The following is a 26,769-nucleotide window of genomic DNA, read 5'->3' on the forward strand; positions in this document are numbered from 1 at the left end:
GTCCCCCGCAGCTCCCCCGGTCAGCTCCTGGCGCGCAGGAAGGCCGAGGTGGAGACCCGGCCCAGCATCTCGAACCGGGACTCCCCGGTCTCCAGGTACTTGTCCGCCGCCTCCTGGACACCGGTCCAGGCGGCGTCCCCGTAGTCGTCGAGCACCACGATGCCGCCGGGCGCCGCGATCTTCTCTGCCCACTCCAGGTCGGCCATGACGCCCTCGGCCGAGTGGTCGCCGTCGACGATGATCACGCCGTACTTCCGGTCGGAGACCGCGGCCTGGGTGTCCGGGTCGCCGGAGAAGCCCTGCTCGATCCTGGCCCGCTCCCCTGCCTTGCCGCCGAGCGCCAGATTCGCGCGCACCACGTCCATCCGCACCGGCGTGCCGGTGGGCTCGCCGACCGGCCGGGCGCCCGGCTGGAGCTGCGTCCCGGCCAGCGGGTCGACGATGGTCAGCCGCGCCTCGACACCGGCCCGGTGCAGCATCCGCATCAGCGCGGCGGAGAACAGGCCGTGCAACGTGCCGATCTCCAGCACGTCCTCGTTGGGCGGGTCGAGCAGCGGCACCGTGGCCAGCTTCCCGCAGATGTTGTAGGTGGAACCGGCCAGGCGGCCGACGGCCAGGGCTTCGAGCGCGATCACATTGCGGAAGGCGATCGTCACATTGCGCCGCGCGTCGGCCTCGTCGCGGCCCGAGACGGCGACCATCTCCCGCACCAGGGTGTCGATCCGGTCCGGGGTGGGCAGCCGGGGACCGCTGCGCCCGGTCTTGTCGAAGAGCAGACCGATCGCGAACTGCTGGTCGCCCAGCTCCGCGACCTTCTTGCGCATCGAGTCGAGATCGGCGACCCGGGACCTGCGGTCGCTCTCGATCTCCTTGCGGAGCTTGGAGGCGGAGCTCTGCACGCGACGGTCGACCAGTGCGGCAGCGGGGGCGAGCACCCGCCTGGTCAGTCGATTCTTCAGTAGGGAGGACATGCGCGGAATTTACGCCGCCGGTTCGCCGCCCAGGTCATGCCCCGATGCAGAGGAAATGAAGTTCTCACGACCGAGCAGTTAACGCCCGATGGAAAGGTGGCCGACATAAGGTCATGACCTCGTGCGGCATACGCCAAACTGGCCGTATGACCCTCCAACACCCATCCTCCTACAGCGGAACCCGCGCCTTCGACCACACCGCTCCCGTGGTGCTCGACCGGCAGGAAGGCCCGTACGGGGAGGTGGTGCTGCGACGGCACGGCGACCTGCTCCAGATCATCGCGAACGGGTGTTTCCTCATGGACACCTCCGACGGGCGGTCCGAACGCCTTCTGGTCGACGCGGCATTGGAATACCTGGACGAAGAACCGGCGAACAGCGCGGACCGGCCCGGCCGCTCGGTGCTCATCGGCGGTCTCGGCGTCGGATTCTCCCTCGCGCGCGCCGCCGCGCGGCCGGGCTGGTCCCGGATCACCGTCGTCGAACGCGAGTCCGCGGTCGTCGGCTGGCACCGCGACGGGCGGCTCGCGCCGTTCTCCGCGGGCGCGCTGGACGACCCGCGGGTGACCGTGGTCGAGCGGGACCTGGTGGCGTACGTGGCGGAGCCCGGCGAGCGGTACGACGCGCTCTGCCTGGACATCGACAACGGCCCGGACTGGACGGTCACCGACGACAACGGCGGTCTGTACGGCCCCGCGGGCCTCGCGGCCTGCCGGAACCGGCTGACGGCCGGCGGCGTCCTTGCCGTGTGGTCGGCGAGCCCGTCGGCCGGTTTCGAGGACGCGCTGCGGGCCGCGGGCTTCTCCGGAGTACGCACTCTGGAGGTGGAAGTGACGCGTGGGGTTCCGGATGTCGTGCACCTGGCGATCAACGCCGCGTAGTCAGGGCGCCCACCTGCCCCGTAGGCTCCCCCGTAACCAGGACGACCTTGTGGGGCGGAATTGGACAGCGCGCAGACGACGGGCACGCAGCGCCGGGTGCTGGTGGTCGAGGACGACCAGACCATCACGGAGGCCATCGCGGCCAGGCTGCAGGCCGAGGGATTCCAGGTGCGGACGGCGGGGGACGGTCCCTCCGCGGTGGAGTCCGCGCACACCTGGCAGCCCGACCTGCTGGTTCTCGATGTCATGCTGCCCGGCTACGACGGCCTCGAGGTCTGCCGCCGGGTGCAGGCCGACCGGCCGGTGCCGGTGCTGATGCTCACCGCGCGCGACGACGAGACGGACATGCTGGTCGGGCTCGGCGTCGGCGCCGACGACTACATGACCAAGCCGTTCTCGATGCGCGAGCTGGCCGCCCGCGTGCACGTCCTGCTGCGCCGGGTCGAGCGGGCCTCGATCGCCGCGCACGACCCGCGCGGCGCCAGCATGCAGCTCGGCGACCTGGAGATCGACCACGCGCAGCGCCGGGTCCGGGTCAGGGGCGCCGACGTGCACCTGACCCCGACCGAGTTCGAGCTGCTGGTCTGCCTGGCGCAGCAGCCGCGCGCGGTGCTCTCCCGCGAGCAGTTGCTCGCCGAGGTGTGGGACTGGGCCGACGCGTCGGGCACCAGGACCGTCGACAGCCACGTCAAGGCGCTGCGCCGCAAGATCGGCGCCGAGCGCATCCGTACCGTGCACGGCGTCGGGTACGCGCTGGAGACCCCGGCGCCATGACCCGGTGGTGGCGCCGGCTGTGGCGGCGCGTGTGGGACGCGCTGCGGCCCTGGGACCCGTACCGCTCCATCAAGGCCGCGCTCCAGCTCCTGGTGATCATCTCGGTGCTGATCACCACCCTGCTGGTGATCGTCGCCATCCACTCGGCGACCGAGCTGCGGGTCATCACGATCTTCTCGATCATCGCCTCGCTGCTGCTGACCCAGATCGTCGCCAACGGCCTGACCGCGCCGCTGCGCGAGATGACGGCCGTCGCCAAGGCGATGGCGGGCGGCGACTACAGCCGCCGGGTGGCGCGGGTGCGCAGGGACGAGGTCGGCGAGCTGGCCGAGACCTTCAACCAGATGGCGGCCGACCTGGCCGCCGTCGACCGGCACCGCAAGGAACTCGTGGCGAATGTCTCGCACGAGCTGCGCACCCCCATCGCCGCGCTGCGGGCCGTGCTGGAGAACGTGGTGGACGGGGTGTCGGCCGCCGACCCCGAGACCATGCGGCTGGCGCTCCAGCAGACCGAACGGCTCGGCAAGCTGGTCACCCAGCTGCTGGACCTCTCGCGGCTGGACAGCGGCGCGGTCCGGCTGGAGGCCAAGCGCTTCGAGGTGTGGCCGTACCTGTCGGCGGTGCTGCGCACCGCGAGCCTGGGCATGGAGGGCTCCTCCGCGACCGGCTCCCGCTCCCGGCCGCGCGCCGACGTCCACCTGCACCTGGACGTGTCACCCCCGGAACTGACGGCCTACGCCGACGGCGAGCGGCTGCACCAGGTGGTGGCCAACCTGGTCGACAACGCGGTCAAGCACAGCCCGCCGGGCGGCCGGGTGACGGTACGGGCCAGGCGCGGCGGCGCGCCCGGCAGCCTCGACCTGGACGTGCGCGACGAGGGGCCCGGCATCCCCGAGGCCGACCGCACCCGCGTCTTCGACCGCTTCCACCGCGGCGCGCATCCGGGCGGCGACGGCGGGACGGGGCTCGGTCTGGCCATCGCGCGCTGGGCGGTGGACCTGCACGGCGGGCGGATAGAAGTGGCCGAATCCCCTCGCGGCTGCCGGATCCACGTCACCCTTCCGGGTGTCTCCACGGCGCAACCTTGACCTAAAGTTGGGGCGAGCCGCTCGCGGCCGCCCCCCAGCCGCCCTCCGCCGCACCGACGCCGTGCGAGCGCGGCTGATCGAACGACCCCCAAGAGGGATCAATTTCCCGCCAGGAACAGCACTGAAACCAGTCTTCGGGTGTGACATGCGCGACGTAAGGGCCCCGGGCCTGCATCGACCCCTCCAGTAGGCGTAGCCTTTATTTCCGCTGTCCACCATCTTGTGAAGCGGAAGAGGGCGGTTGCCGCCGTGTCGTCACAGTCCCCCAATAGCTCTAGTGTCTCGACCGACCACGAAGCGCAGGGCGAAGGCCCCGCAGCGGGCTTCGGCCCCAATGAGTGGCTGGTCGATGAGATCTACCAGCAGTACCTCCAGGATCGGGACTCGGTAGACCGAGCCTGGTGGGACTTCTTCGCCGACTACAAGCCGGACGGCTCCGCCGATTCGGCGGCCGCCCCCGGCCAGGGCGGCGCCTCCGGCGCCGCCGCTCGCGCGACGTCCCCCGACGAGGGCAGCGCCGTAGGCGCCGCGCAGCCGGTCCCCGCGGGCGCGACGGACGCCCCGGCGCCCGCCGCCCCTCCCGCTCCCGCGCAGCCGGTCGCCAACGGCACCCCCGTGGCCTCCCCCGCCGCGCCTGCCGCCCCCGTGGCGCCCGCGGCGGCCCCCGCGCCCGTCCCGGCCCCCGCGGCCCAGGCACCGGCGGCTCCGGCCGCTCCCGCGCCCGCGCCCGCCCCGAAGCAGGCGGCGCCCCGGCAGGCCGCCCCCGCGCCGGAGCCCCAGGGCACCGAGTACGTGACGCTGCGCGGCCCGGCCGCCGCGGTCGCCAAGAACATGAACGCCTCGCTGGAGCTGCCGACCGCCACCTCGGTCCGCGCCATCCCGGTGAAGCTGCTGTTCGACAACCGCATCGTCATCAACAACCACCTCAAGCGCGCCCGCGGCGGCAAGGTCTCCTTCACGCACCTGATCGGGTACGCGATGGTGCAGGCGCTCAAGGCGATGCCGGCGATGAACCACTCCTTCGCGGAGAAGGACGGCAAGCCGACGCTGGTCAAGCCCGACCACGTCAACCTGGGTCTGGCCATCGACCTGGTGAAGCCCAACGGCGACCGCCAGCTCGTCGTCGCGGCCATCAAGAAGGCCGAGACGCTGAACTTCTTCGAGTTCTGGCAGGCCTACGAGGACATCGTCCGCCGCGCCCGCAACGGCAAGCTGACGATGGACGACTTCACCGGCGTCACCGCCTCGCTGACCAACCCCGGCGGCCTGGGCACCGTGCACTCCGTGCCGCGGCTGATGCCCGGCCAGAGCATGATCCTCGGCGTCGGCTCGATGGACTACCCGGCCGAGTTCCAGGGCACCTCGCAGGACACCCTGAACAAGCTGGGCATCTCCAAGGTCATGACGCTGACCAGCACGTACGACCACCGGGTGATCCAGGGCGCCGCCTCCGGCGAGTTCCTGCGGATCATGAACCAGCTCCTGCTCGGCGAGAACGACTTCTTCGACGACATCTTCGCCGCGCTGCGCATCCCGTACGAGCCGGTCCGCTGGCGCACCGACATCGACACCGCGCACGACGACGACGTCACCAAGGCCGCGCGGGTCTTCGAGCTGATCCACTCCTACCGGGTCCGGGGCCACGTCATGGCCGACACCGACCCGCTGGAGTACCGCCAGCGCAAGCACCCCGACCTGGACGTGCTGGAGCACGGACTGACCCTGTGGGACCTGGAGCGCGAGTTCGCGGTCGGTGGCTTCGCGGGGAAGTCGCTGATGAAGCTGCGCGACATCCTCGGGGTGCTGCGCGACTCGTACTGCCGCACCGTCGGCGTCGAGTTCATGCACATCCAGGACCCCAAGCAGCGCAAGTGGATCCAGGACCGGATCGAGCGCCCGCACGCCAAGCCCGAGCGCGAGGAGCAGCTCCGCATCCTGCGCAGGCTCAACGCGGCCGAGGCGTTCGAGACCTTCCTCCAGACGAAGTACGTCGGCCAGAAGCGCTTCTCGCTGGAGGGCGGCGAGTCCGTCATCCCGCTGCTCGACGCGGTCATCGACGCGGCGGCCGAGTCGCGGCTGGACGAGGCCGTGATCGGCATGGCCCACCGCGGGCGGCTCAACGTGCTGGCGAACATCGTCGGCAAGTCGTACGCGCAGATCTTCCGCGAGTTCGAGGGCAACCTCGACCCGAAGTCGATGCACGGCTCCGGCGACGTGAAGTACCACCTGGGCGCCGAGGGCACCTTCACCGGTCTCGACGGCGAGCAGATCACCGTCTCGCTGGCCGCGAACCCCTCGCACCTGGAGACGGTCGACCCGGTCATCGAGGGCATCGCCCGCGCCAAGCAGGACATCATCAACAAGGCGGGCACCGACTTCACGGTGCTGCCGATCGCGCTGCACGGCGACGCGGCCTTCGCGGGCCAGGGCGTCGTCGCGGAGACGCTCAACATGTCGCAACTGCGCGGCTACCGCACCGGCGGCACCGTGCACGTGGTGATCAACAACCAGGTCGGCTTCACCGCCGCCCCGGAGTCCGCGCGCTCGTCGATGTACTGCACCGACGTGGCCCGGATGATCGAGGCGCCGATCTTCCACGTCAACGGCGACGACCCGGAGGCCGTGGTCCGCGTGGCGCGGCTGGCCTTCGAGTTCCGGCAGGCGTTCAACAAGGACGTCGTGATCGACCTGATCTGCTACCGCCGCCGCGGGCACAACGAGTCGGACAACCCGGCGTTCACCCAGCCGCTGATGTACGACCTGATCGACAAGAAGCGCTCGGTGCGCAAGCTCTACACCGAGTCGCTGATCGGCCGCGGCGACATCACCCTGGAAGAGGCGGAGCAGGCGCTCCAGGACTACCAGGGGCAGTTGGAGAAGGTCTTCACCGAGGTCCGCGAGGCGGCGTCCGCGCCGCCCGCGAGCCACGAGACGTCCGTGCAGCCGGAGTTCCCGGTCGCGATGCCCACGGCGGTCTCCGCCGAGGTCGTCAAGCGGATCGCCGAGTCGCAGGTCAACATCCCCGAGCACGTCACCGTCCACCCGCGGCTGCTGCCGCAGCTCCAGCGCCGCGCGGCGATGGTCGAGGACGGCACGATCGACTGGGGCATGGGCGAGACGCTGGCGATCGGTTCGCTGCTCCTGGAGGGCACGCCGGTCCGGCTCGCGGGCCAGGACTCGCGGCGCGGCACCTTCGGCCAGCGGCACGCGGTGCTGATCGACCGGGAGACCGGCGAGGACTTCACCCCGCTGCTGTACCTGTCCGAGGACCAGGCCCGTTACAACGTCTACGACTCGCTGCTCAGCGAGTACGCGGCGATGGGCTTCGAGTACGGCTACTCGCTGGCCAGGCCCGAGGCGCTGGTGCTGTGGGAGGCGCAGTTCGGCGACTTCGTCAACGGCGCCCAGACCGTGGTGGACGAGTACATCACCGCGGCCGAGCAGAAGTGGGGCCAGACGTCCGGCGTCACCCTGCTGCTGCCGCACGGCTACGAGGGCCAGGGCCCGGACCACTCCTCGGCCCGGATCGAGCGCTTCCTCCAGCTCTGCGCGCAGAACAACATGACGGTCGCCACCCCGACCACCCCGGCCAACTACTTCCACCTGCTGCGCTGGCAGGTGCACAACCCGCACCACAAGCCGCTGATCGTCTTCACCCCGAAGTCGATGCTCCGGCTGAAGGCGGCGGCGTCGAAGGCCGAGGACTTCACCACCGGGCAGTTCCAGCCGGTGATGGGCGACACCTCGGTGCAGCCCGAGGCGGTCCGCAAGGTCGTCTTCTGCTCCGGCAAGGTCTACTACGACCTGATCGCCGAGCGGGAGCGGCGCGGGGCGACCGACGTGGCCTTCATCCGCATCGAGCGGCTGTACCCGCTGCCGGGTGTGGAGATCCAGGCGGCCATCGCGCCGTACACCAAGGCGCAGAAGTTCGTGTGGGCGCAGGACGAGCCCGCGAACCAGGGCGCGTGGCCGTTCATCGCGCTCAATCTGATCGACCACCTGGACCTGCTGCTCGGCGCGGCCCCGGACAACGCGGACCGGCTCCGCCGGGTGTCCCGCCCGGCGTCGTCCTCGCCCGCGGTGGGCTCCGCCAAGCGGCACCAGGAGCAGCAGCAGCAGTTGATCGAAGAGGTCTTCTCGATCTGACCTCCCGCCCGTCGCGAACGGCCGCCGGCCCCGCACCCTCTCAAGGGGTACGGGGCCGGCGGCCGTTCGCGCGGGGCGCGTGCCAGGCGCCGCCAGCCAGACGAGACTTTCCGGACACGCCCTAGGAGCTGATGGGCTCGAAGTCCCAGTAGGGGCGGGTGCGGGAGCGGGCGGTCACCGTGTGCGGGTGCTGCGGGCCGAGGGTGGCCGAGAGCGCGGCCAGCGCCTCCTCCTCGATCTTGTCGGCCTCCTGCCGCTTGCGCATGTTGCGCAGGTCGGTGGCGAGCGCGATCCGGCAGGACAGCGTCAGCGGGTGGTCCTTGCCGAGCCGGGCGGTGGCCCGCTCGGCGGTGGCGCGGGAGAGTTCGGCCGCGCTCTCCGGGTCGCCCGCGAAGTTGCGGGCGCCGCTGGCGTTCAGCGCGCAGCCCAGCGTCCACGGGTGGTCGTCGCCGACCGCGCGGGACATGCCGGTCAGCGCGTCCTCGATCTCGATCTGCGACTGCTGCCGCTCTCCGGCCGCCCGCAGCAGCAGGCCGTGGTTGGCGAGCGCGCCGGCGACGAACGCGTGCCGGGCGTTGAACTGCCAGCGGTAGTGCCGCAGTACGAACTCCGACAGCTCCCTGGCCCGGTCGAGGTCGCCGTGCTCCCGCTCGAAGCTGGAGTACGTGACCGCGACCCGCAGCGACAGCGGGTCGGTGCTGCCCAGCACCCGCTCGCAGCGCTCCAGCAGCCGGCCCATCAGATGGGCGGCACGCGGCCGGTCGCCCGCCCGGTAGTAGCACTGCGCCAGATTGTGCTCGGCGCGCAGCGTCTGGGGGTTGTCGGCGCCCAGCACGGTGCGGTGGGTCTCCGCGTTGCGCTCCTGCACCGAGGTGGCCTGGTCGTAGCGGCCGAGCAGCCGCAGGTCGTACGCGTAGGAGTTCTCCGAGGAGAGCGTGACGATGTTGCGGGCGCGCAGCAGTTCGCGGCGCGCCTCCAGGATCTCGCCGTCGAGGTCGAGGGCTTCCTGGTAGCGGCCGAGCAGCCGGTAGGTGACGGCCAGGTTGTTCTTGGCGAGCAGGGTGCGGGGGTCCTGCTCCCCGACGAGTCGGGCGTAGCCGCGCTCGACGAACCGGGCCGTTTCCAGGCCCTCGTCGTAGCGGCCGAGGTTGCGCAGGTCCGCGGCGAGACCGTTGGCGGCGCGCAGGGTCAGCAGGTCCTGTTCGCCGCGGTCGGCGCGCAGGGTCTCGAAGGCGTCGCGGTCCAGGGCCTCGGTGGCGACGTAGTCGCCCATGGCGCGCATCATGTTGGCCCGGTTGTTCACCAGGTCCCACAGCCGCGGGTGACCGGGCTCCAGCAGCTCGGGCCAGTGCTTGGCCGTGGCCTCGGCGAGCCGCAGTCCGGCCCGGTACTCGCCCGACAGGTGCAGGTAGCGCAGGCAGTTGACGATCATGAGCTGGATGTCGGGGTTGGTGCTGCGCAGCGCGCCGGACGCCTCCAGGTGCGGGACGATCTCGGCGTAGCGCGGCCACAGCCGGGTGTCGGTGGGGCGGCCGGGGTCGGCGGCGGCCAGGATCTTGCGGACCACCTGGGAGTACAGGTTCTGCTCGGCGGCGGGCATGTCGGCCCGCACCGCCTGGTAGACCAGCCGGTGCATCTGGACGACCTCGGCGCTGCCCGCGGCCTCGTCGTCCTCGGCCTCCGGCGGGTCGGACTGCACGACGGCCCACTGGGCGAGCTTGCTGATCGCCGAGTTCCACAGCAGCGGGTCTTCCATCAGCCCGGTGAGCTGTTCCGGCAGGTCGCGCACGGGCAGGTCGCGCAGCAGCCGGACCGGGATCGGCCCCGGCGCGAAGAAGACGCACAGCCGCAGCAGGTCGACGGCCTCCGGCTTGTCCTCGCGGAGCCGGTTGAGCAGTATCGAGAAGGCGGTGTAGTACGTCATCTGGAAGTCGGCGGCGACCTTGAGGCCGGGTTCGACGTCCGCGCCGTGCCGCAGCAGCTCGATGTAGTCGTCCACCGGCATGGACGAGTCGTTGAGCGCGCCCGCGTTCTGGTCCAGGGCCAGCGCGAGGTCGCCGAGGGCGTCGGCCAGCTTGTCGGCGTCGGCGTCGTCCAGCCGCGGCGCGCGCCGCCGTACGAAGGCGACGCTCTCCGCCCTGCTGTAGACGGGCACTTCGATCAGGGCGCTGTTGTGCTCGGCCCACTCGCGGTTCTGGGAGGTGATCAGTACGTGGCCGGGCCCGGTGGGCACCAGGTCGTGGATGTCCTCGGGCTGGTCGGCGCCGTCGAGGACCACCAGCCAGCGGAAGTAGGGCTCGCCCCGGCGCAGCGCGTCGCGTACCGCGCGCAGCCGTTCGCCGTACTCGCGGCCGGTGACCAGGCCGAGCGCGGGCGCCAGGCCCGCCAGCTTCTCGCGCAGGGTGCCGCGCTCGCTGGCGCGCACCCACCACACGACGTCGTACTCCGGGCCGAAGCGGTAGACGTACTCGGTCGCGATGTGGGTCTTGCCGACCCCGGACAGGCCGTGCAGGGTGGCGACGCCCGCGCCGGGCTCGGCCTGGGTGAAGTGGTTGTGCAGGTCGCCGAGGAGCTCCTCGCGGCCGGTGAAGCGGGTGTTGCGGCGCGGGACACCGCCCCAGACGTCGGGCTGTTCCAGCGGGAAGCGCGGGCCGCCGGAGCCGCTGAGGGTGTCGCTGGAGGAGGCGCGGGAGGGGGTGATGCCGAGCCTGCCGAGCAGTCGCCGCTCGGCCTCGGCCGCGCCCAGGCCCCACAGGTCGGCGGCGCCGAGGGAGGCGACGGCGCTGGGCAGCGCGGCCGGGGTGACGGAGACCGCGGCGAAGCGCTCGCTGTGGTCGGGGACGACCGCGCGCAGCGCCACGTTCCACTCCTCGTGGGTGCGCGGGCCGAGCCGGAAGTACCACTCGCTGAGCACGATCAGCACGCGGCCCTCGGACAGCAGCAGGTCACGTAACATCCGCTCGATGGAGTCCGTGGGGTCGGCGTCCCAGCGTTGCAGCGCCACCTGCTGGCCGTGCCGTTCGAGTCTGCTCGCGATCCACGCCGCCCAGGCCCTGTTGTAGCCCGCGTAACTGATCGTGACGATTCCCGGCCCCCGTGCTGCTGAGGCGGCGTTACGCCCTCCGGCCATGCGTGCGACTCCCTCGTGATACGCGCGTAGTGCTCTGGCGGGTCAGTGGATCGACAGTGAGCCAGGTGCGCCCGACGGCACAGGTGACTTTCGCCAGAAACTACACTGCTTTACTCCCCCGTTGACGTACGGTCATGCCGTTTCGCGCGCCCAAAGACGCCCGTTCAGACCCGCTTTCGCCGCCAGATGACCCGGGCCGTCTCGACGTACGCCGTGGCGCGCGCCAGGTGGCCTTCCGGCGGCGTGTGCCGTCCCAGCCGAGTGTGGTACGCCGCCATGGAGTTGACCAGGGTGCGGCCCTGCGGGGTCAGCCGGTTGGAGCCGAGCAGCTGCGGCAGGACGGCCTCGACCTGGAGGCGGCAGCGGCAGTGCGCGGCCCACGCGGCGTCACGCTGTGCGGGGTCCGCGGCGGCCAGCGCGACGCCGAGGTGGAAGTCGGCGAGCGCGAGGTGGGCGTACGCGCCCTGGAAGACGCCGTCGAAGGGGCGCGGGTCCTGCCGCCAGGGGGCCCAGTAGCGGGCGGTGTCGTCCGCGGTGTGCAGCGCGGTGACGCCGGCCAGGGCGAGCAGCTTGGTGTGCTGCAACTCGTGGACGAGCGCGGCGGCCATCTTCAGGCCGCCCATCGGCGTACTGCTGAGCAGCGCACCGAAGGCGTCGCCCAGGGTGGCGCTGTACTGCGCGGACGCGGCGCCGTCCAGCGGCACGAAGCAGTCGAGCAGCGCGGCCACTTCGCGGGCCCGGGTGCCGTCGCCGAGCCGCAGCCAGGGCTGGGCCTCGCGCCAGGCGGTACGCCATCTGGCCCGGTCCTCGTCGGCGAGCCGGTCGGCGGCGGACAGCCCGTACGGATTGGCGCGGCGGCCCTCCGCGCGGTACGGGTCGGCGTCGTCGATCAGCACCGGGTGACCGTCGGGGCGGTCCTCCTGCGGCCACAGCGCCTGGATCGGGCGCCAGCCGGGGGCGGCGGAGCGCCACACGCCGTCGGTTCCCCTGCGCACCTCGACCGCGTGGCGGGTGCGCTCCTCGGGGCGCAGCCAGAGCCGGTTGCCGTCGCCGTCCACCCGCATCCGGGGCGCGGCGGCGCCGGGCTTGCGCGGGGGGCCCGCGGCCGGCAGCCGGTAGCCGCCGAGCGTCGGCAGCGTCAACAGGCCGTCGCGTACCGGTACGTCGGCGCTGAAGCGCAGGCCCGCGCGGGCGGCGGCGGACGCGGCGAGCGCGCCCAGGTGCGGCAGCGCCTCCGCGGCCCGCGGCGCCTGGCCCGCCACGGTGAGCGCCCGCAGGCTGCGCTCGGCCCACGCGCCGGTCAGCGGGTAGTGCACGACGCGCCGGGCGGCGGCCGGGTCCGCGCGCTCGGCCCGCTCCAGCAGCCGCCAGTCGCCCAGCACGCGCTCGGCGGTCCCCTCGGGCAGCGACCCGGCGGGCGCGGTCCGCACGGCGTCGAGCAGCGCGCGCAGCACCAGCAGCCGCCGCCCGCGCTGGTGGCTGACCAGCAGCTCCAGCGAGTCCGGCCCGCTGCCGGTGCTGCCGAGCACCGGCAGCACCGCGTCGAGCACGGGCGCAGCGGCGGTGGTCACGGCGTCTCCCGCCGTACGCGGGACGCGGCGGGCGCCGGGGCCGCCGCCTCGGCGAGGCGGCGCGCGATGTGCCGGATGAGCAGCGCCATGTCGGCGCAGTAGACCGACGGGTTGCGGAAGCAGGAGCCCTCCCGGTAGCGGTGGACGTAGTGGCCGCCGCCGCAGACGGTGACCAGCGGGCAGGCGCGGCAGGTGGCGGCGAGGGCGGCGAGCCCGGCCTGGCGGGCGGCGACGCCGGGGTGGGCGAGCGCGTCGTCGAAGCTGTTGCGGAAGACGTCGAGCCCGGTGGCGGCGGCGCCCTCGTACGCGGACTTGAGCGAGTCGACCTGCTCGATGCTGCCGTCGGTCTCGATCACGACGGCGGTGAAGGGCTGGAGCCCGAGCCGTTCTACGGGCGACCGGAGGCCGAGCAGCAGCGCCACGCACTCCTCGAACAGCCGAATCCTGGTCTCCCGGCGCTCCGCGCCCCACCAGCGGTCGAAGACGGCGGAGAGCCAACTCCCGTACGGCGCGGGGTCGTCGGCGGACGCGGGCAGTCCCGGCGGCGGCGCGGTCCAGTTGCCGTGCGGCAGCAGCAGGTCCATCCGCGGCGGCCGGAAGGCCAGCAGCGACTCGTACACCTCGACCGGGTCGTGGGCGAGGTCGACGACGCACAGCAGTCCGCCGTACGCCTCGGGCGCGGTCTCGGCGAGCAGCCGCACCCCGGCGGAGGCGGCGGCCCAGGACGGGCGGCCGGCGTGGTCGACGCGCGCGGCGTTGTGGGCGGGCAGGCCGCCGTCGAGGCTGACGCCGACGCGTATACGCGCGTCACGCAGGACGCGCAGCCGGTCGGCGGTGAGCAGGGTGCCGTTGGTCTGCACGCTGGCGTGCACGGCGCAGTCGGCGGGGACGGTGCGGCGGATCAGGTCGACGTCGGCGGCGAGGGCGTCGGCGCCGTTGAGCAGCGGTTCGCCGCCGTGCAGCACCACGGCGACATCGCGCAGACGGTGGGTCGCGGCGTGTTCCGCGATGCGTTCGGCGGTGCGCCGGGTCACCGCGTCGGGGGCGGCGCGGGGGCGGTCCCGCCAGCCGTGGTCGGGGCCCGCGTAGAGGTAGCAGTAGGTGCAGGCCAGATTGCAGCGGCTGTGCGTCTTGAGGATGAACTGCCGCAGGGGGAAGGCCCCTTCGGCCGCCGTACTGCCGGTCCGCGGCCTGTCGTCGGCCGGATGACGCACCACATCACCTCCCCCGTGTACCTCAGGCCGCCCCGTCGGCCCCAGCGGTTGTTCCCGCTGGGCGGCCGGAAGTAAACACCTCGGCAAGGAATTGGCCGTATTCGCCCTGGAGCACGGCCAAAAGCGGCGTTCCGTCAGGAGTTCACGCGATACGGGGGTACGTGGGCGGTGGTCGCGCGCGCCGGTGCCCGGTGCGCCGGGCGGCGTCAGCCGGTGGCCTCCGGCGCGCTGGGGTCGCTCTCGAAGCCCCACAGCGCCTCGCCGCCGGGACCGGCCGCGCGCGCCCGCAGATCGCTCACCAGGGCGGACAGCACCGGGTGTTCGACGGTGCGCAGCGATTCCAGGTCGAGGCCGAGCAGGTCGATGTCGGCGTCCGCCGGAATCCGGTAGGCGGGGGCGTGCTCGGGCGACGCCGCCTCGGGAAGGTCCCGGTCGGAAGGTGCCCGCTCGGGGATCGCCCGGTCGGATGGTGCCCGCTCGGGGGCTGGCCGCTCGGGGACCGCCCGTTCGGGGACCGTCCGCTCGGCGACCGCCCTTTCGTCAACAGCCCTTTCGTGAACGGCGCGTTCGGGTAACGCCTCGTCGTGGTGAGCGGGTTCGTCCGGGGGCCGCTCGGCCCCGCCGTACGCTCGGTCGTCCATCGTCGGCCTCAGCTCTCGTCCCGTGGTGGCTCGTGGGGGGATGCAGTTGTCGCGGCCCGGATTCGCGCGGGGTCCTGGCCGGTCGGTCCGAGGCGGCCGGACCGGGGCCGGTCGCCCCGGGCTCAGTTCGTCCGTGTCAGCGCCGCCAGCCGTTCGGCGGTCCGCTGCCGTGCCTCCTCGTCCGCGGCGCCGTCCCCTCCGTCGTCCGGCAGCCGCCGCCATTCGGCCTGCGCGGCCCGGTAGGCGTCGGCGGCGGCCCGCGGGCGCCGGGCGAATTCGTAGACCACGCCACGCCAATGATGCGCCAGCGCCGACAGCCGCACCATGGGGCCGGGTTCCGCCGACCGGTCGGCCGCCGTGCCCGCGGCCTCCGCGGCGCGGCGGTAGGCGTCGGCCGCCTGGTCGAGGCGCTCACCGCGCTGGGTGTGCGCGTAGCCCAGCCGGTGCGACTCGCCCAACTCGTACCAGATCCGCGCCACTTGCGCCGGGTCCACGGCGGGCTGCACGGCCAGGCCCAAGACGTGCTCGGCCTCGCGCAGGTCCACCAGGTCCTGTTCCGCCCGGTAGCGCAGCACCAGGGCCCGGCCGAGCATCAGCAGCCTGCCGGACAGCCGCGGGTCGCTCTCCGGGGTCTCCATCCGGCAGTCCCGCAGGACCTGCACGGCCCGGTTGACGAAGAGTTCGCCGCCGGGGAGCGCGGAGCGGCCGAGCAGCGCGTCGCCCCATTCGGCGACGATCTCGCTGTACTCGGGGCGGTCGCGCGGGGTCAGACGGCACGCCTCGGCGAACCGCCCCGCCGCCGCCTCCAGTTCACCGGCCGGGCCGCCCTCGGTGTGCCGGGCGACCCTGATCCGGCCCGCACGCAGCAGGATCGAGGCCCGCGCCAGCCGGTCGCGGGTCTCGCCGAGCGCCCGGTCGACCAGCCGCTGTGCCTCCGGCAGCCGTCCGCCGACCAGCAGATGGGCGTCGACCAGCGACAGCAGCGCGGCGGTCCGCGCTTCGAGGGCCGCCTCCTCGCGCTCCAGCGCGTCCAGTCCCGCGGCGAAGTACTCGGCGGCCTGGAGCGCGTAGACCTGCTCGCGCTCCCGCTCCCCCGCCGTGCCCGCCAGCCGCAGCAGGGCGCGGCCGTGGGCGAGCGACAGCGCGCTGGGGCGGGCGTCGGACAGCGGCCAGGAGTCCGCGAACGCCTCCAGCATCCCCACGGTCTCCTGGAGCAGCCCGGCGTCGCCGCTGAGCTGCCACTGGTCCTCCAGCACCCTGACCCGCTCCAGGGTGGCGCCGAGCACGTCCTGCGGGTCGAGTCCCGGGGCGGCGCAGACCGCGCTGAACTCCCGGTCCGCGCGCCGCAGAAGCTCCAACGCGCCCCGCGTGTCCCCGTTCGCCGCCCGCTCGTCCGCGGCGGCCTGGAACACGCGGGCGCGCACCGCGCGGGCCGGTACCGAGCCCGGGTGCGCCGCGGCCGTCGCCGCCGCGTCCTGGGCCTCGCGCAGCAGCGCGGCCCCGCCGCGCAGCCGCCACAGCGTGATCAGATTCTGCGCCAGCTCGCTCCACAGGTCGGGGTCCGAGCCGCGCACCCGCTCCTCGTCCGCCGCGCGGCGCAGCAACTGCACCGCGTCCAGCAGATTCTGGACCATGCCCTCCTCGGTGAAGCGCGCGACCAACTGCCGGGCCCGCTGCACCGCGGACGACGGCTGTCCCGTACCGGCTCCCACGGCCAGCCGGTCGTGGCCGGTGTTCCCCGGCAGCGGCATGAAGCGCTCCAGCACCCGGGCGGCGACCTCCGCGAAGGGCTGCGGGGACTCGGCGACGACGGTCGACGCCTGCTCGGCGAGCGCGGTGGCGCGGGCCGCGGTGGCGACGGCGGCGTCCGCGAGCCGGTCCCCCGGCCCCTCGGTGAGCTGCGTGATGGCCAGCGCGGGGAAGTTGGGGCCGCTCTTGCCGAAACGCTGCTCGACGTACTCCGAGCAGTGCTTGAGCACCAGCAGCGCCTCGTCCCTGCCGAGCGGGCCGAGCAGCACGTCCCGTACGCCGTCGGCGAATTCGTACCAGCGGTGGTCGCGCGCGTCGTCGCCCGATATGCGCTTGAGCAGGCCGCTGAGCAGCACCTCGGACAATTCGGCGGGCCCCGAGTCGGGCAGCATCGTGCGCTGGACGAGCTGCATGACGGGCAGGAAGAGCGGGGCGGCGGCGAGGTAGACGGCGAGCTGGGCGGCGGCGGGCGAGGCGGCCGAGCGGAACCGGCCGACCAGGGCGACCGGCGGCACCGGGGACTGCCGTACGGGCGCCGGGGTCGCGGGCTGGTCGGAGCGCACCCAGCCGACGGCGGCGGGCACGCGGGCCGCGCCAGTGCCCGCCAGCAGCCGCGCCCACGCGCCCAACGCCTCGGCGGTGGGCGGCAGTACGGGCACCGGCAGCGCGTCGCCCGCGGGTGCGGCCGGCACGTAGTGGGAGGAGCCGCCGGTGCCCGAGGAGAAGCGCGGCGGCGAGGCGGGCAGCAGCCCTTCGCCGCGGTGCAGCACGCCGTACGAGACGGGCAGCCGGGTCCGGGCCCACAACCGGGCCGGGAGCGGCTGGAGTACGGCGACCGGGCCGTGTCTGGCCAGCCGGTGCAGCAGCCGGTGCGCCTGCCCCGACCGCCACAGCGGCCCCGCGCAGTCGCTGACCAGCAGGGTCACCCGGCGGCCCGTGGGGTCGCTCAACTGCTCGGCGGAGCGCATCCCGACCGCCTCGGGGTCGAAGCGTCCGCTGACCGCGGGGTCGCCGTCCGGGGTGGCGTGCAGATAGCGGACCTGCACCTCGTGGAAGGCGCCGAGCCGTTCGAAGACCTGGCTCAGCTCGCGGAGCATCCGCTCCCACACGTACATCGAGGACGAGGCGTCCATGAGCAGTTGCATCGAGGCGTCGCCGCGCAGCACCGGCCGGAAGACCGGCAGCAGCAGTCCGGCGGCGCGCGCGCTGTTCTCCGCGGTGGCCGACTCGTCGAGCACTTCGCGCAACGGCCGCGCGGGGCTGCGGTAGCGCTGCAACGGCCGCAGTGCCGACTGGAGTTCGAGCAGCCGGGGCAGCGTCGCCGCCTCGGGCACGGCGACCGACAGCGCGGCGGCGGCCGGTCCCGTACGCGCCCGGCCGGGGGCGCTGACGCCCGGATAGAGCTGGACGAGGCGGTCGTCGTCCGGGTCGGTGAGGCTGCGCGGCAGTACGGTGCCGCCGGGCGGGGTGGGGTCGGTGACGCCGGACAGTCCCGGGTGGTGCGCGCCGCTGCCCGTACCGGCGCCGCCGGGGTCGCGGGCCTCCCCCGCGGCGCTCGCGGGGGAGGTCGGGCGGGACCAGCGGGCCAGCCACAGCGCGTCGGCCAACTCGGTGGGTCCCGGGTCGAGTCCGGCCTCGGTCAGGGCGCCGACGACGGACGCGAGCGGGTCGGGCCGCTCGGTGGCGGTGTCGGTGTCGGTGTCTGCGGAGGGTGGTGTCCTCGGGTCGGGCGTCCTCGGGTCGGGGGCCTGCGGGTCGGGTCTCCGGGTGGCCATGGCCGGTTCACCTGGGCCGGTCGAGCCGTTGGATGAGCATGTCCGCCAACCGGCTGCGGGTGGGGGGCGCGGCGTGATGGGTGAGGAAGATCGCGTTCAACAGCTGGTCGGTGGCGAGGAGTTCGCTGCGCGACCGTTCCAGGAAGCGGGTCACCAGGTCGTCGCCGACGGTCGCCGCCTCGTCGCCGAGGTGGGCGCGGACCACGGTGGACAGCCGCTTGTGGTCGGGGCGGCCCAGCTCCAGGTGGATGCAGCGGCGCAGCAGCGGCGGCGGGAAGTCGCGCTCGCCGTTGCTGGTGAGGATGACGAACGGGAAGGCCCGGCAGCGGATGCGGCCCTCACGGAGCGAGACCTTGGCGCCGTCGTCGGTCAACACCTCGACCTGCGGCTCGCGTTCGGCCAGCCGCTCCAGCTCGGGGATGCCGAACTCGCCCTCCTCCATCACGTTCAGTAGGTCGTTGGGCAGGTCGATGTCGCTCTTGTCCAGCTCGTCGATGAGCAGCACCCGCGGCTTGGCGGTCGGCAGCAGGGCGGTGCCCAGCGGGCCGAGCCGGATGTAGCTGCCGATGCCGCCGGGCGGGGCGGTGCCGGAATTCGCCGCGATCTGGGTGTCCTGGAGGCGGGCGATCGCGTCGTAGCGGTACAGCCCGTCCTGGAGCGCGCTGCGGCTGACGATCGGCCAGTGCAGCACGCGGCCGAGGCCCAGTTCGTACGCCACCGCGTGCGCGAGGGTGCTCTTGCCGGTGCCGGGGCTGCCGGTGACCAGCAGCGGACGGCGCAGGTACAGCGCCGCGTTGACCATTTCCAGCTCCTCCGGGCTGGGCCGGTGCATCTCGGCCATGTGCCGGTACGCGCCGAGCCTGCGGGCGGAGGAACTGTCGGGCCCGGGGCCCTGCTGGACCAGTGGGCCGCCGTCGAAGTCCCGCCAGGGCGGCGGCTCTGGCAGTCCGTCGATGCCGGTGTGCGGTTCTCCCGTGCCCCGGTAGATGAGCCACTCGCCGGCGGGGCTGGCGTCGGTCATCTCACTCACCTCGATACCTCGTCCTCATGGAGTCTCCAACAGCTCGTCGGTCCCCGGTAGGGGGCGAGTCGGATCGTCGTAGAGCAGGGTGATTCCCACCGACCAGAACGCCTCGGGCACGCCCGCGTCCACCGCCGCGCGCAGGACGGCGAGGGCGCGGGGCAGCCGTGCGGCCGTGCGCGCGGCGCGCACCGTACGGTTCACGCCCCGGTGGAAGTCGCCGCAGGCCGTCTCGGGGGCGACCGGTTCCCTGCGCCACACCGCGACCGGGTAGCCGGAGGTCACCAGGCGGTGCAGCTCCTCGGGGGCGGTCGCGGCGCTGCGGCAGAGCGCCGGCAGCGTGTCGCGCGCGCGGTCGCGCAGCTCGTTGTCGGCCGGGAGCGGGCCCGGCGTACCGTCGTCGCAGTCGAACAGGTCGGCGCGCGGCCGCTGTTGGTGCAGGGTGTGCCAACGGCCGTGCCTGGCCTCGGTCACCGCCGGGTCGTCGTCGGGCGGCGCGTCGGTGCGGCGCACCACGACCGGGCGTACGGCGCCGAGCGCGCGCCCGCCGGGGCCGAGCGGCCAGGTCTCGACGGGGAAGCCCACCAGGGCGCCGGGGACGGCCAGTTGCAGCGGCGCCGGGTAGCCGGGCTGGTCGCAGCGGCGGAACACCTCGTCCAGCGGCTCGCGCAGCCGGACCGGCAGGTCGTCGAGCGCGGTGCCGCGGAAGTCCTCCTCGACGCACTCCACTTCGCCGTTCTCCGGCACGACGCAGACCCGCCAGTCGAGGCGGCCCGGCTCCCAGCCGCGCGGGATGATCTCCAGCAGGGCCTCGGGGCGGATACGGCGGTCCGGCCGGCCGCCGGGGCCTGCGTCGGCCGCGGTCGCGGTGGCCGCGTCCGCGGTCGTACCGCTGTCCGGTCCCTGATCGTCGAGGTCCGTGCCCGGGCCGCCGAAGCCGGTGCCGAGGCCGACGTCCGGGTCCGCGCCGAGTCCGGCGCCGAGGTCGCCGGTCAGGCCGGTGACCAGGGTGCCGCGGGCGCGCAGCCGGGCCTTGCGCTCGGTGACCAGGGTGTTGCGGAACAGCCGGGTCAGACCGATCGCGTCGGCGGCGGTGTCCTGCGCCCAGTGCCACAGGACGCGTTCGGCCGCCTCGTCCGCGGCGCGGGTCCGGTCGGCGGTCGCGGCCTGCACCGCGAACCGCAGCACCGCCTCCAACTCGCTGGTGCCGCGCCGCAGGTCGTACAGCAGGCCCAGGCCGTCCCGCCAGGCGCGCGGCGCGGTCGGCAGGCCCTGCGCGGGGCTGCCGCGGACCGCTCCGACGATGTCCTGGAGGCTCTTCGCGCTGGCGGGCGGCGGGAGTTGGGCGAGCATCCCGAGCAGTGCGGTGCGCTGGCCCGGGGTCAGGGCGCGGCCCGCGGCGGCGCCGATCTCGCCGTGCGCGTCGGTCCAGGTGACCTCCTGGCCGCCGACGAAGGCGTAACGGTCGGCGTGGTAGAGGTCGTGCGCCGTCATCACGCGGTGGTACAGGTCGGCGGCGGTGCCGGTGGCGGGCAGCCTGCGCAACTCCTGCACGCCGATGGCGAGTCCGCCGTCCTGGCCGGTACGGCGCGCCTTCAGCACCCCGATCACCTCGCCGCGCACGAGGTCCACGACCGGGCCGCCCGAGACGCCGTTGGGCATCTCGTCCTCATTGCCGAGCTTCAGCAGTCCGCCGCTGCCGAGCTGGCCGCTGATGGAGCAGCGGCCGTTGTACGCGACGACCTCGCCCTCCATCGGGATGTGGCCGAAGTACGCGACCTGGTTGGTGGTGTAGCCCTTGGCGGTGCGCTCGGTGAGCCAGACGCAGGGGTGGTCGACGCTGTCCAGCAGCCGGATCAGCGCGAGGTCGGGGGACGGCCAGCGGCCGGTGCCGGTGTGGCCCGCCGGTTCCGCCCACTCCACGACACCGCTGAGCATGCGGTCGCCGTATCCGACGGAGACCTTGCGGCCGGCCGGGCCGCCGCCGTCACCGCCGCCGCCGTCACCGCCTTCGCCGCTCTGGGCGAGCGCGACGTGCGCGCAGGTGAGCACCCAGTTCGGCGCCACGAAGAAGCCGCTGCCCCGCAGCGGGTAGCCGGGTTCCCGGCCGTGAACGCGTACGGTCGCCTCGCTGACCAGCGGGGTCAGGATCTCGGCGGGGTCGGCGGGCTCGTCGAGCCCTCCGGGACCGCCGAACGCCGTCATCGCGCGCCCCGCCCTAATCGCGGTGCCGCGGCGGCAGCCGTCTGCGCCCCCATCCCACCCCCAGTGACTGATCGTCTCCGAAGGCTAGCCCGCGGCCAGGACCGGCGCGAGGACCTTCGGACATACTCCCTATCCTTGCGGTGTACGTCCCGTCTCGTCCCTCCCGTTCTTCCCCGTCCACCACCGTCCCACCCCGTTCCGGAGCAGATCTTGTACTTCACCGACCGCGGCATCGAGGAGCTCGCCACCCGGCGCGGCGAGGAGGAAGTCTCTTTCGACTGGCTGGCCGAGCGCTTGCGCGAATTCGTGGACCTCAACCCTGAGTTCGAGATTCCGACCGAGCGGTTGGCGACGTGGCTGGCGCGGCTCGACGACGAGGACTAGCCTCCGGCTCGGTCCTTGGTCTTTGTCTTTTCCCGCCCGCCCACCCGTGCGGGTGCTTTTTCGTCTGCGGGTGCCGCTTGTGCCTGGTCGGTGCCGGTCCGGGGCACCTCCTCGAAATGCGGCTACCTGGTCTCCTGTATCCGGTGCCCTTCTTGTCACCGCATTTCTGCGGGGGCACCCCGGCCCGCCCCCTCCCGGTACGTCGGCGTCCGACGGTCCGGTGGGGGTTGCCGGGGAGGGGGGTTCTTTCGGCGTGCCGCCCTGCGCCGGTCCCCCTCCCGGTGAGTCGGAATGCTCGGGCCCTTCCTCCAAGAGCCCAACAAAGCCCCTGCCCACCCCGCCGGAAGGCCGGGGCGCGCAGGGCCCAGACTCCCCCCACCCCCCTTCGCCCACCCGGCCGGACGGTCGGGCGCGCAGGGCCCGGGCTCCCACCCCCGTCACCTACCCCGCCGGAAGGTCGGGGGCGCAGGGGCCGGGCTCCCACCCACCCCCTCCACCACCACCACAGCGGACCGTCAGCCGCCGACGTACCCGACCCCACCCACCCCCCTCCGCAACCCCCACCGGCAGGCGGACGCCGACGTACCCAAGCCCACCCCCCTCCCGGCCACCCCCACCGGCAGGCGGACGCCGACGTACCTAAGCCCACCCCCCTCCCGGCAACCCCCACCGGACCGTCGGACGCCGACGTACCGGGAGGGGACGGGCCGGGGTGCCCCCGCAGAAATGCGGTGACAGGGAGGGTGCCGGATGGGCAAGGCCAGGTAGCCGCATTTCGAGGAGGTGCCCCGGACCGGCACCGACCAGGCACAAGCGGCACCCGCAGACGACAAAACACCCGCACGGGTGGGCGGGCGGGCAAAAAAGACACCACTTGACTTGTGAGCCACGCGATATATCGTGAATGCACGAGACGCGATATGTTGCGTCCCAAGGCGCACCCGAGGAGGGGCACGATGAGCGGCATGTCGTCGGACCGGACCGTGGCGGAGCCGGAAAAGTTCGTGTTCGAGGAGCCCGTCGACACCCTCTGCGTGCGCATCGTCAACGGCGCCGTGAACGTCGTCGGCACCGAGGACGGCCCCGCACGGGTCGAGGTCACCGAGATCGACGGCCCGCCGCTGAAGGTGTACCACCGCGGCGGCACCCTCACCGTGACCTACGACGACCTGCCGTGGAAGGGCTTCCTGAAGTGGCTCGACCCCAAGGGCTGGCAGCGTCACGCGGTCGTGACGCTCGCCGTCCCGCAGCACACCAAGGTCGAAGTGGGAGTCGTCGGCGCCGGCGCCGTGATCTCCGGGATCGCCGGGGAGACCAGCGTCCAAGGGGTCAACGGGGACACGACACTCGTCGGCCTCAGCGGCCCGGTGCGGGCCAACACCGTCGCGGGCAGCGTCGAGGCCCAGTCCGTCTCCGGCAGCCTGCGGATCAACACCGTCTCCGGTGACCTCACCGTGGTCGAGGGCAGCGGCGCCGAGGTCAAAGCGGACTCCGTGAGCGGCAACATGGTGCTCGACCTCGATCCGTCCGCGGGGGCGGACGTCCGGCTCACCAGCGTCTCCGGCGAGATCGCCATCCGTATCCCGGAACCGGGCGACGCGGAGGTCGACGCCAACACCACCAGCGGCCATGTCTCCTGCGCCTTCGACGAATTGCGCGTCACCGGGCAGTGGGGGGCCAAGCGCATCACCGGCCGGATCGGTTCCGGCGGGGCGCGCCTGAGAGCCACCACCGTCTCCGGCGCCATCGCCCTGCTGCGCAGGCCGCCGCTGGAGGACGCGCCCTCGTTCCGGAAGGACATCTGACATGGCGCCCGTCTTCGCCCACGGCCGACTCCGGCTCTACCTGCTCAAGCTGCTGGACGAGTCGCCCCGGCACGGCTACGAGGTGATCCGGCTGCTGGAAGAGCGTTTCCAGGGGCTGTACGCGCCCTCCGCGGGCACCGTCTACCCGCGGCTGGCGAAACTGGAGAAGGAGGGCCTGGTCACGCACTCCACCGAGGGCGGCCGCAAGGTCTACGCCCTCACCGACGCGGGCCGCGGCGAGCTGTCCGACCGCGCCGACGAGATCGCGGGCCTGGAGGCGGAGATCCGCGAGTCCGTCTCCACGCTGGCCGCCGAGATCCGCGAGGACGTCCGGGGCGCCGCCGGTGATCTGCGCCGCGAGGTGCGCGCCGCCGCGCAGGAGGCGCGTACGCCCCCGTCGCCCAAGCACGAGTGGCGCGAGCAGGCCGCGCGCGCCAAGGAGGAGAGCCGCCGGGCCAAGGAGGAGGCGCGCGACGCCCGCCGCCAGGCCAAGGCCGCGCGCGAGGAGGTCGAGCGGATCGCCCGCCAGGTCCAGGAGCAGGTTCAGTCGCACGTACGCTCCGGCGACTGGCAGGCGGGGCTGCGCGACGGTCTCGCCGAACTCACCAAGGAGCTGGGCCGGTTCGGCAAGGGCATGGACGTACCGACCACGCCCTGGGGCGCGCCCGGTACGCCCCCGGTCTGGGCCGACGCCACGGCCGAGCCCGCCCAGGAGACGGAGAAGGAGACGGAGGAGGAGACGGAGAGGGAAGGGGACACGTCGGCGACGTCGGACGCGGACACGGAAGCGCCCGAGCCCGCGGACGACGACACCCCGCCGTCCGCCGACCCCTTCCGCGACCTCGAACGCCTGCTGGACCGCTTCCGCGACGACATCCGCGACTCGGCCCGCGACCTGGGCGTCGACGACACCCAACTGCGCGAGGTGAGGCGCCACTTGTCCGCCGCGGCGGCGCACATCGCGGCGGCCCTGCACCTCCCGCCCACGTAACGCGGACCGCTTACACGGTCAGCACGACCTTCCCGAACAGCTCCCCGGCGGCGAGCCGTTCGAAGCCCTCGCGGGCGCGGTCCAGCGGCAGTACGGAGTCGATCACCGGCCGAATGCCGCTGGCCGCGCAGAAGGCCAGCAGGTCCCGCAGCTCCTCCTTGGAGCCCATGGTCGAACCGACCACCTTCAGCTCCAGGAAGAAGATCCGGTTCAGCTCGGCGGCGGGCGGATTCTGCCCGCTGGTGGCGCCGGAGATGACGAGCGTGCCGCCGGGCCGCAGCGACTTGACCGAGTGCGACCAGGTCGCCGCCCCGACGGTCTCGATGACGGCGTCCACCCGCTCCGGCAGCCGCGCGCCCGATTCGTACACCGCGTGCGCGCCCAGTTCGAGCGCGCGTTCCCGCTTGGCCGCGTCCCGGCTGGTGGCGTGCACCCGCAGCCCGGCGGCGCGGGCCAGCACGATCGCGGCGGTGGCGACACCGCCGCCCGCGCCCTGCACGAGGACCGCGTCGCCCGGCCGTACCCCGGCGTTGGTGAAGAGCATGCGGTACGCGGTCAGCCACGCGGTCGGCAGGCAGGCCGCCTCCTCGAAGGAGAGTTCCTTCGGCTTGGGCAGCACATTCCAGGCCGGTACGGAGACCCGTTCGGCGAAGGTGCCCTGGTAGTGCTCGGTGAGGATGGAGCGGCGCTCGGTGGGGCCGACCCCGTGACCGGTCTGGCCGATCACGGAGTGCAGCACCACCTCGTTGCCGTCCTCGTCGATCCCGGCGGCGTCGCAGCCGAGGATCATCGGCAGGCTCTCCCGGCCGAGGCCCACCCCGCGCAGCGACCACAGGTCGTGGTGGTTGAGCGAGGCGGCCTTGACCGTGACGGTGGTCCAGCCGGGGCGCTCCGACGGCTCCGGCCGCTCCCCCAACTCCAACCCGCTCAACGGCTTGTCGGCGTCAATACGTGCGGCGTATGCGGCATACATGCCGTCGACCCTACGGTCGGTCCCGGCGCCCGAGGAACCGCCACGGCATGTGACGCTCCGCGCACCCCGGGCCGCGGTCAGCGGCGCGCCACCCCTTCCGCCCGCGCGGCGGCGGCGACGGCCGCGGTCACGGCGGGGGCGACCCGCGGGTCGAAGGGCGACGGGATGACGCACTGCGGCGAGAGCTCGTCGGCGACGACGGCGGCCAGCGCCTCGGCGGCGGCGATCTTCATCCCCTCGGTGATGGCCGAGGCGCGCACCTGGAGGGCGCCCGCGAAGATCCCGGGGAAGGCGAGCACATTGTTGATCTGGTTCGGAAAGTCGCTGCGCCCGGTCGCCACGACCGCCGCGTACTTGTGCGCGACGTCCGGGTGGATCTCCGGCGTGGGGTTGGCCATCGCGAAGACGAACGCGCCACGGGCCATCGTGGCGACCGCGGACTCCGGGACCGTACCGCCGGAGACCCCGATGAAGACGTCGGCGCCGTCCAGCGCGGCCTCCAACGGCCCGGTGAGACCCGCCTTGTTCGTATACGAGGCCAGCTCGCGCTTGACCGGGTTCAGGTCGTCGCGTCCGGCGTGCACGATGCCCTTGCGGTCGGTGACGGCGACATCGCCGATGCCCGCCTCGACGAGGATCTTGGCGATGGCGACCCCGGCCGCGCCCGCGCCGGAGATGACCGCGCGCAGGTCGCCGAGGGTACGGCCGGTGAGCGTGCAGGAGTTGCGCAGCGCGGCGAGGGTGACGACGGCGGTGCCGTGCTGGTCGTCGTGGAAGACGGGGATGTCCAGCCGCTCCTGGAGCTTGCGCTCGATCTCGAAGCAGCGGGGGGCGGAGATGTCCTCCAGGTTGACGCCGCCGAAGGACGGGGCGAGCCGGACCACGGTCTCCACGATCTCGTCCACGCCGGTGCAGGCCAGCGCGATCGGCACGGCGTCGACGCCGCCGAACTGCTTGAAGAGGATGGCCTTGCCCTCCATGACCGGCAGGGACGCCTCGGGGCCGATGTCGCCCAGGCCCAGCACCGCGGTGCCGTCGGTGACGACCGCGACGACCTGGGACTTCCAGGTGTAGTCGTGCACCAGCTCCGGCTTGTTCGCGATGGCGGTGCAGACCTCGGCGACACCGGGTGTGTACGCGAGCGACAAGTCGTCGGCGTCGCGGACCGGCACGGTCGAGGTGACCTCCATCTTGCCGCCGCGGTGCAGGGCGAAGACCGGATCGATGGGGAACGCGTCGTCCGTACCGCTCATGCCGTCCGCACGGTCGGCGCCGTCCGCACTGTCGGCGCTGTCCGTACTGTCCGCATCGGTCCGGGGATTGACGATCTCCGCTGCCACTTTTTGACCCCTTTGTCTGAATGATGAATGAGGGTACTCCGCCCGAAGGGGGTGGAGGTGGGCTCGGCGTCCGCGTCACCAGGTACGAGTGAGCAAGGTGACGGCCGACG

At 73.2% G+C, this 26,769-nt stretch carries 17 protein-coding genes; 7 read left to right on the forward strand and 10 right to left on the reverse strand.

Annotation, left to right across the window (positions count from 1 at the left end; all coding sequences use genetic code 11):
* Nucleotides 1-20: 20 nt before the first annotated feature.
* Complete coding sequence (locus ACIQCJ_RS08370) at nt 21-971, reverse strand: class I SAM-dependent methyltransferase (protein ID WP_402711027.1); 951 nt, start codon at nt 969-971, stop codon at nt 21-23.
* A 146-nt stretch (nt 972-1,117) separates the two neighbouring features.
* Here ACIQCJ_RS08370 and ACIQCJ_RS08375 point away from each other — a divergent pair, with 146 nt between their 5' ends.
* From ACIQCJ_RS08375 to ACIQCJ_RS08390, 4 genes are all read left to right on the forward strand, one after another.
* Nucleotides 1,118-1,852: a spermidine synthase gene (locus tag ACIQCJ_RS08375; RefSeq protein WP_402711028.1), complete on the forward strand. Its 735-nt coding sequence runs from the start codon at nt 1,118-1,120 to the stop codon at nt 1,850-1,852.
* 60 nt (nt 1,853-1,912) lie between these two features.
* The gene (locus tag ACIQCJ_RS08380; protein WP_188281597.1) at nt 1,913-2,626 is read left to right on the forward strand and encodes a response regulator transcription factor; all 714 of its coding nucleotides are present in this window, start codon (nt 1,913-1,915) and stop codon (nt 2,624-2,626) included.
* Complete coding sequence (locus ACIQCJ_RS08385) at nt 2,623-3,714, forward strand: ATP-binding protein (RefSeq protein ID WP_355344450.1); 1,092 nt, start codon at nt 2,623-2,625, stop codon at nt 3,712-3,714. The genes ACIQCJ_RS08380 and ACIQCJ_RS08385 overlap by 4 nt, the downstream gene beginning before the upstream one ends.
* A gap of 249 nt (nt 3,715-3,963) precedes the next feature.
* Nucleotides 3,964-7,860 (forward strand): multifunctional oxoglutarate decarboxylase/oxoglutarate dehydrogenase thiamine pyrophosphate-binding subunit/dihydrolipoyllysine-residue succinyltransferase subunit, encoded by a 3,897-nt coding sequence (locus tag ACIQCJ_RS08390; protein WP_401723761.1) that lies wholly within the window; start codon nt 3,964-3,966, stop codon nt 7,858-7,860.
* A gap of 121 nt (nt 7,861-7,981) precedes the next feature.
* On the opposite strand, the gene fxsT is transcribed toward ACIQCJ_RS08390, so the two are convergent.
* The 7 genes from fxsT to ACIQCJ_RS08425 all read right to left on the reverse strand — a co-directional run bounded on the left by fxsT (nt 7,982) and on the right by ACIQCJ_RS08425 (nt 21,166).
* Nucleotides 7,982-10,990 carry an FxSxx-COOH system tetratricopeptide repeat protein gene (gene fxsT / locus ACIQCJ_RS08395; protein ID WP_355347232.1) on the reverse strand — a complete coding sequence of 1,003 codons (3,009 nt, stop codon included), beginning with the start codon at nt 10,988-10,990 and terminating at the stop codon, nt 7,982-7,984.
* Between the two features lie 164 nt (nt 10,991-11,154).
* Nucleotides 11,155-12,561, reverse strand: a complete 1,407-nt coding sequence (locus ACIQCJ_RS08400) for an aKG-HExxH-type peptide beta-hydroxylase (protein ID WP_355347235.1) — start codon at nt 12,559-12,561, stop codon at nt 11,155-11,157.
* Nucleotides 12,558-13,775: an FxsB family cyclophane-forming radical SAM/SPASM peptide maturase gene (locus ACIQCJ_RS08405; RefSeq protein WP_402711274.1), complete on the reverse strand. Its 1,218-nt coding sequence runs from the start codon at nt 13,773-13,775 to the stop codon at nt 12,558-12,560. Before ACIQCJ_RS08405 ends, ACIQCJ_RS08400 begins: the two co-directional genes overlap by 4 nt.
* 206 nt (nt 13,776-13,981) lie before the next feature.
* A complete protein-coding gene (gene fxsA / locus ACIQCJ_RS08410) occupies nt 13,982-14,416 on the reverse strand; it encodes an FxSxx-COOH cyclophane-containing RiPP peptide (protein ID WP_402711029.1) in 435 nt (144 codons plus the stop codon).
* Between the two features lie 122 nt (nt 14,417-14,538).
* Nucleotides 14,539-17,940: an SAV_2336 N-terminal domain-related protein gene (locus ACIQCJ_RS08415; RefSeq protein WP_402711030.1), complete on the reverse strand. Its 3,402-nt coding sequence runs from the start codon at nt 17,938-17,940 to the stop codon at nt 14,539-14,541.
* A 7-nt stretch (nt 17,941-17,947) separates the two neighbouring features.
* A complete protein-coding gene (locus ACIQCJ_RS08420; RefSeq protein ID WP_188283451.1) occupies nt 17,948-18,961 on the reverse strand; it encodes a MoxR family ATPase in 1,014 nt (337 codons plus the stop codon).
* Between the two features lie 24 nt (nt 18,962-18,985).
* Nucleotides 18,986-21,166, reverse strand: a complete 2,181-nt coding sequence (locus tag ACIQCJ_RS08425; protein ID WP_402711031.1) for a trypsin-like peptidase domain-containing protein — start codon at nt 21,164-21,166, stop codon at nt 18,986-18,988.
* A 210-nt stretch (nt 21,167-21,376) separates the two neighbouring features.
* On the opposite strand from ACIQCJ_RS08425, the gene ACIQCJ_RS08430 reads away from it, so the two are divergent.
* The 3 genes from ACIQCJ_RS08430 to ACIQCJ_RS08440 all read left to right on the forward strand — a co-directional run bounded on the left by ACIQCJ_RS08430 (nt 21,377) and on the right by ACIQCJ_RS08440 (nt 24,346).
* Nucleotides 21,377-21,550 carry a DUF6104 family protein gene (locus ACIQCJ_RS08430; protein ID WP_355347247.1) on the forward strand — a complete coding sequence of 58 codons (174 nt, stop codon included), beginning with the start codon at nt 21,377-21,379 and terminating at the stop codon, nt 21,548-21,550.
* Nucleotides 21,551-22,506: 956 nt separating this feature from the next.
* A complete protein-coding gene (locus tag ACIQCJ_RS08435) occupies nt 22,507-23,355 on the forward strand; it encodes a DUF4097 family beta strand repeat-containing protein (protein WP_391044403.1) in 849 nt (282 codons plus the stop codon).
* Nucleotide 23,356: 1 nt separating this feature from the next.
* Nucleotides 23,357-24,346, forward strand: coding sequence for a helix-turn-helix transcriptional regulator (locus ACIQCJ_RS08440; protein WP_391044400.1), 990 nt, complete (start codon nt 23,357-23,359; stop codon nt 24,344-24,346).
* A 10-nt stretch (nt 24,347-24,356) separates the two neighbouring features.
* Here ACIQCJ_RS08440 and ACIQCJ_RS08445 read toward each other — a convergent pair whose 3' ends face one another.
* Entirely contained in the window at nt 24,357-25,319 is a 963-nt protein-coding gene (locus ACIQCJ_RS08445) for a zinc-binding dehydrogenase (RefSeq protein ID WP_355347256.1), read from the reverse strand.
* Between the two features lie 77 nt (nt 25,320-25,396).
* A complete protein-coding gene (locus ACIQCJ_RS08450) occupies nt 25,397-26,572 on the reverse strand; it encodes a malic enzyme-like NAD(P)-binding protein (protein WP_391044811.1) in 1,176 nt (391 codons plus the stop codon).
* Between the last annotated feature and the right edge of the window lie 197 nt (nt 26,573-26,769).

Origin of the sequence: Streptomyces sp. NPDC093221 (assembly GCF_044753885.1) — a bacterium.
In the GTDB taxonomy this organism is placed as follows: domain Bacteria; phylum Actinomycetota; class Actinomycetes; order Streptomycetales; family Streptomycetaceae; genus Actinacidiphila.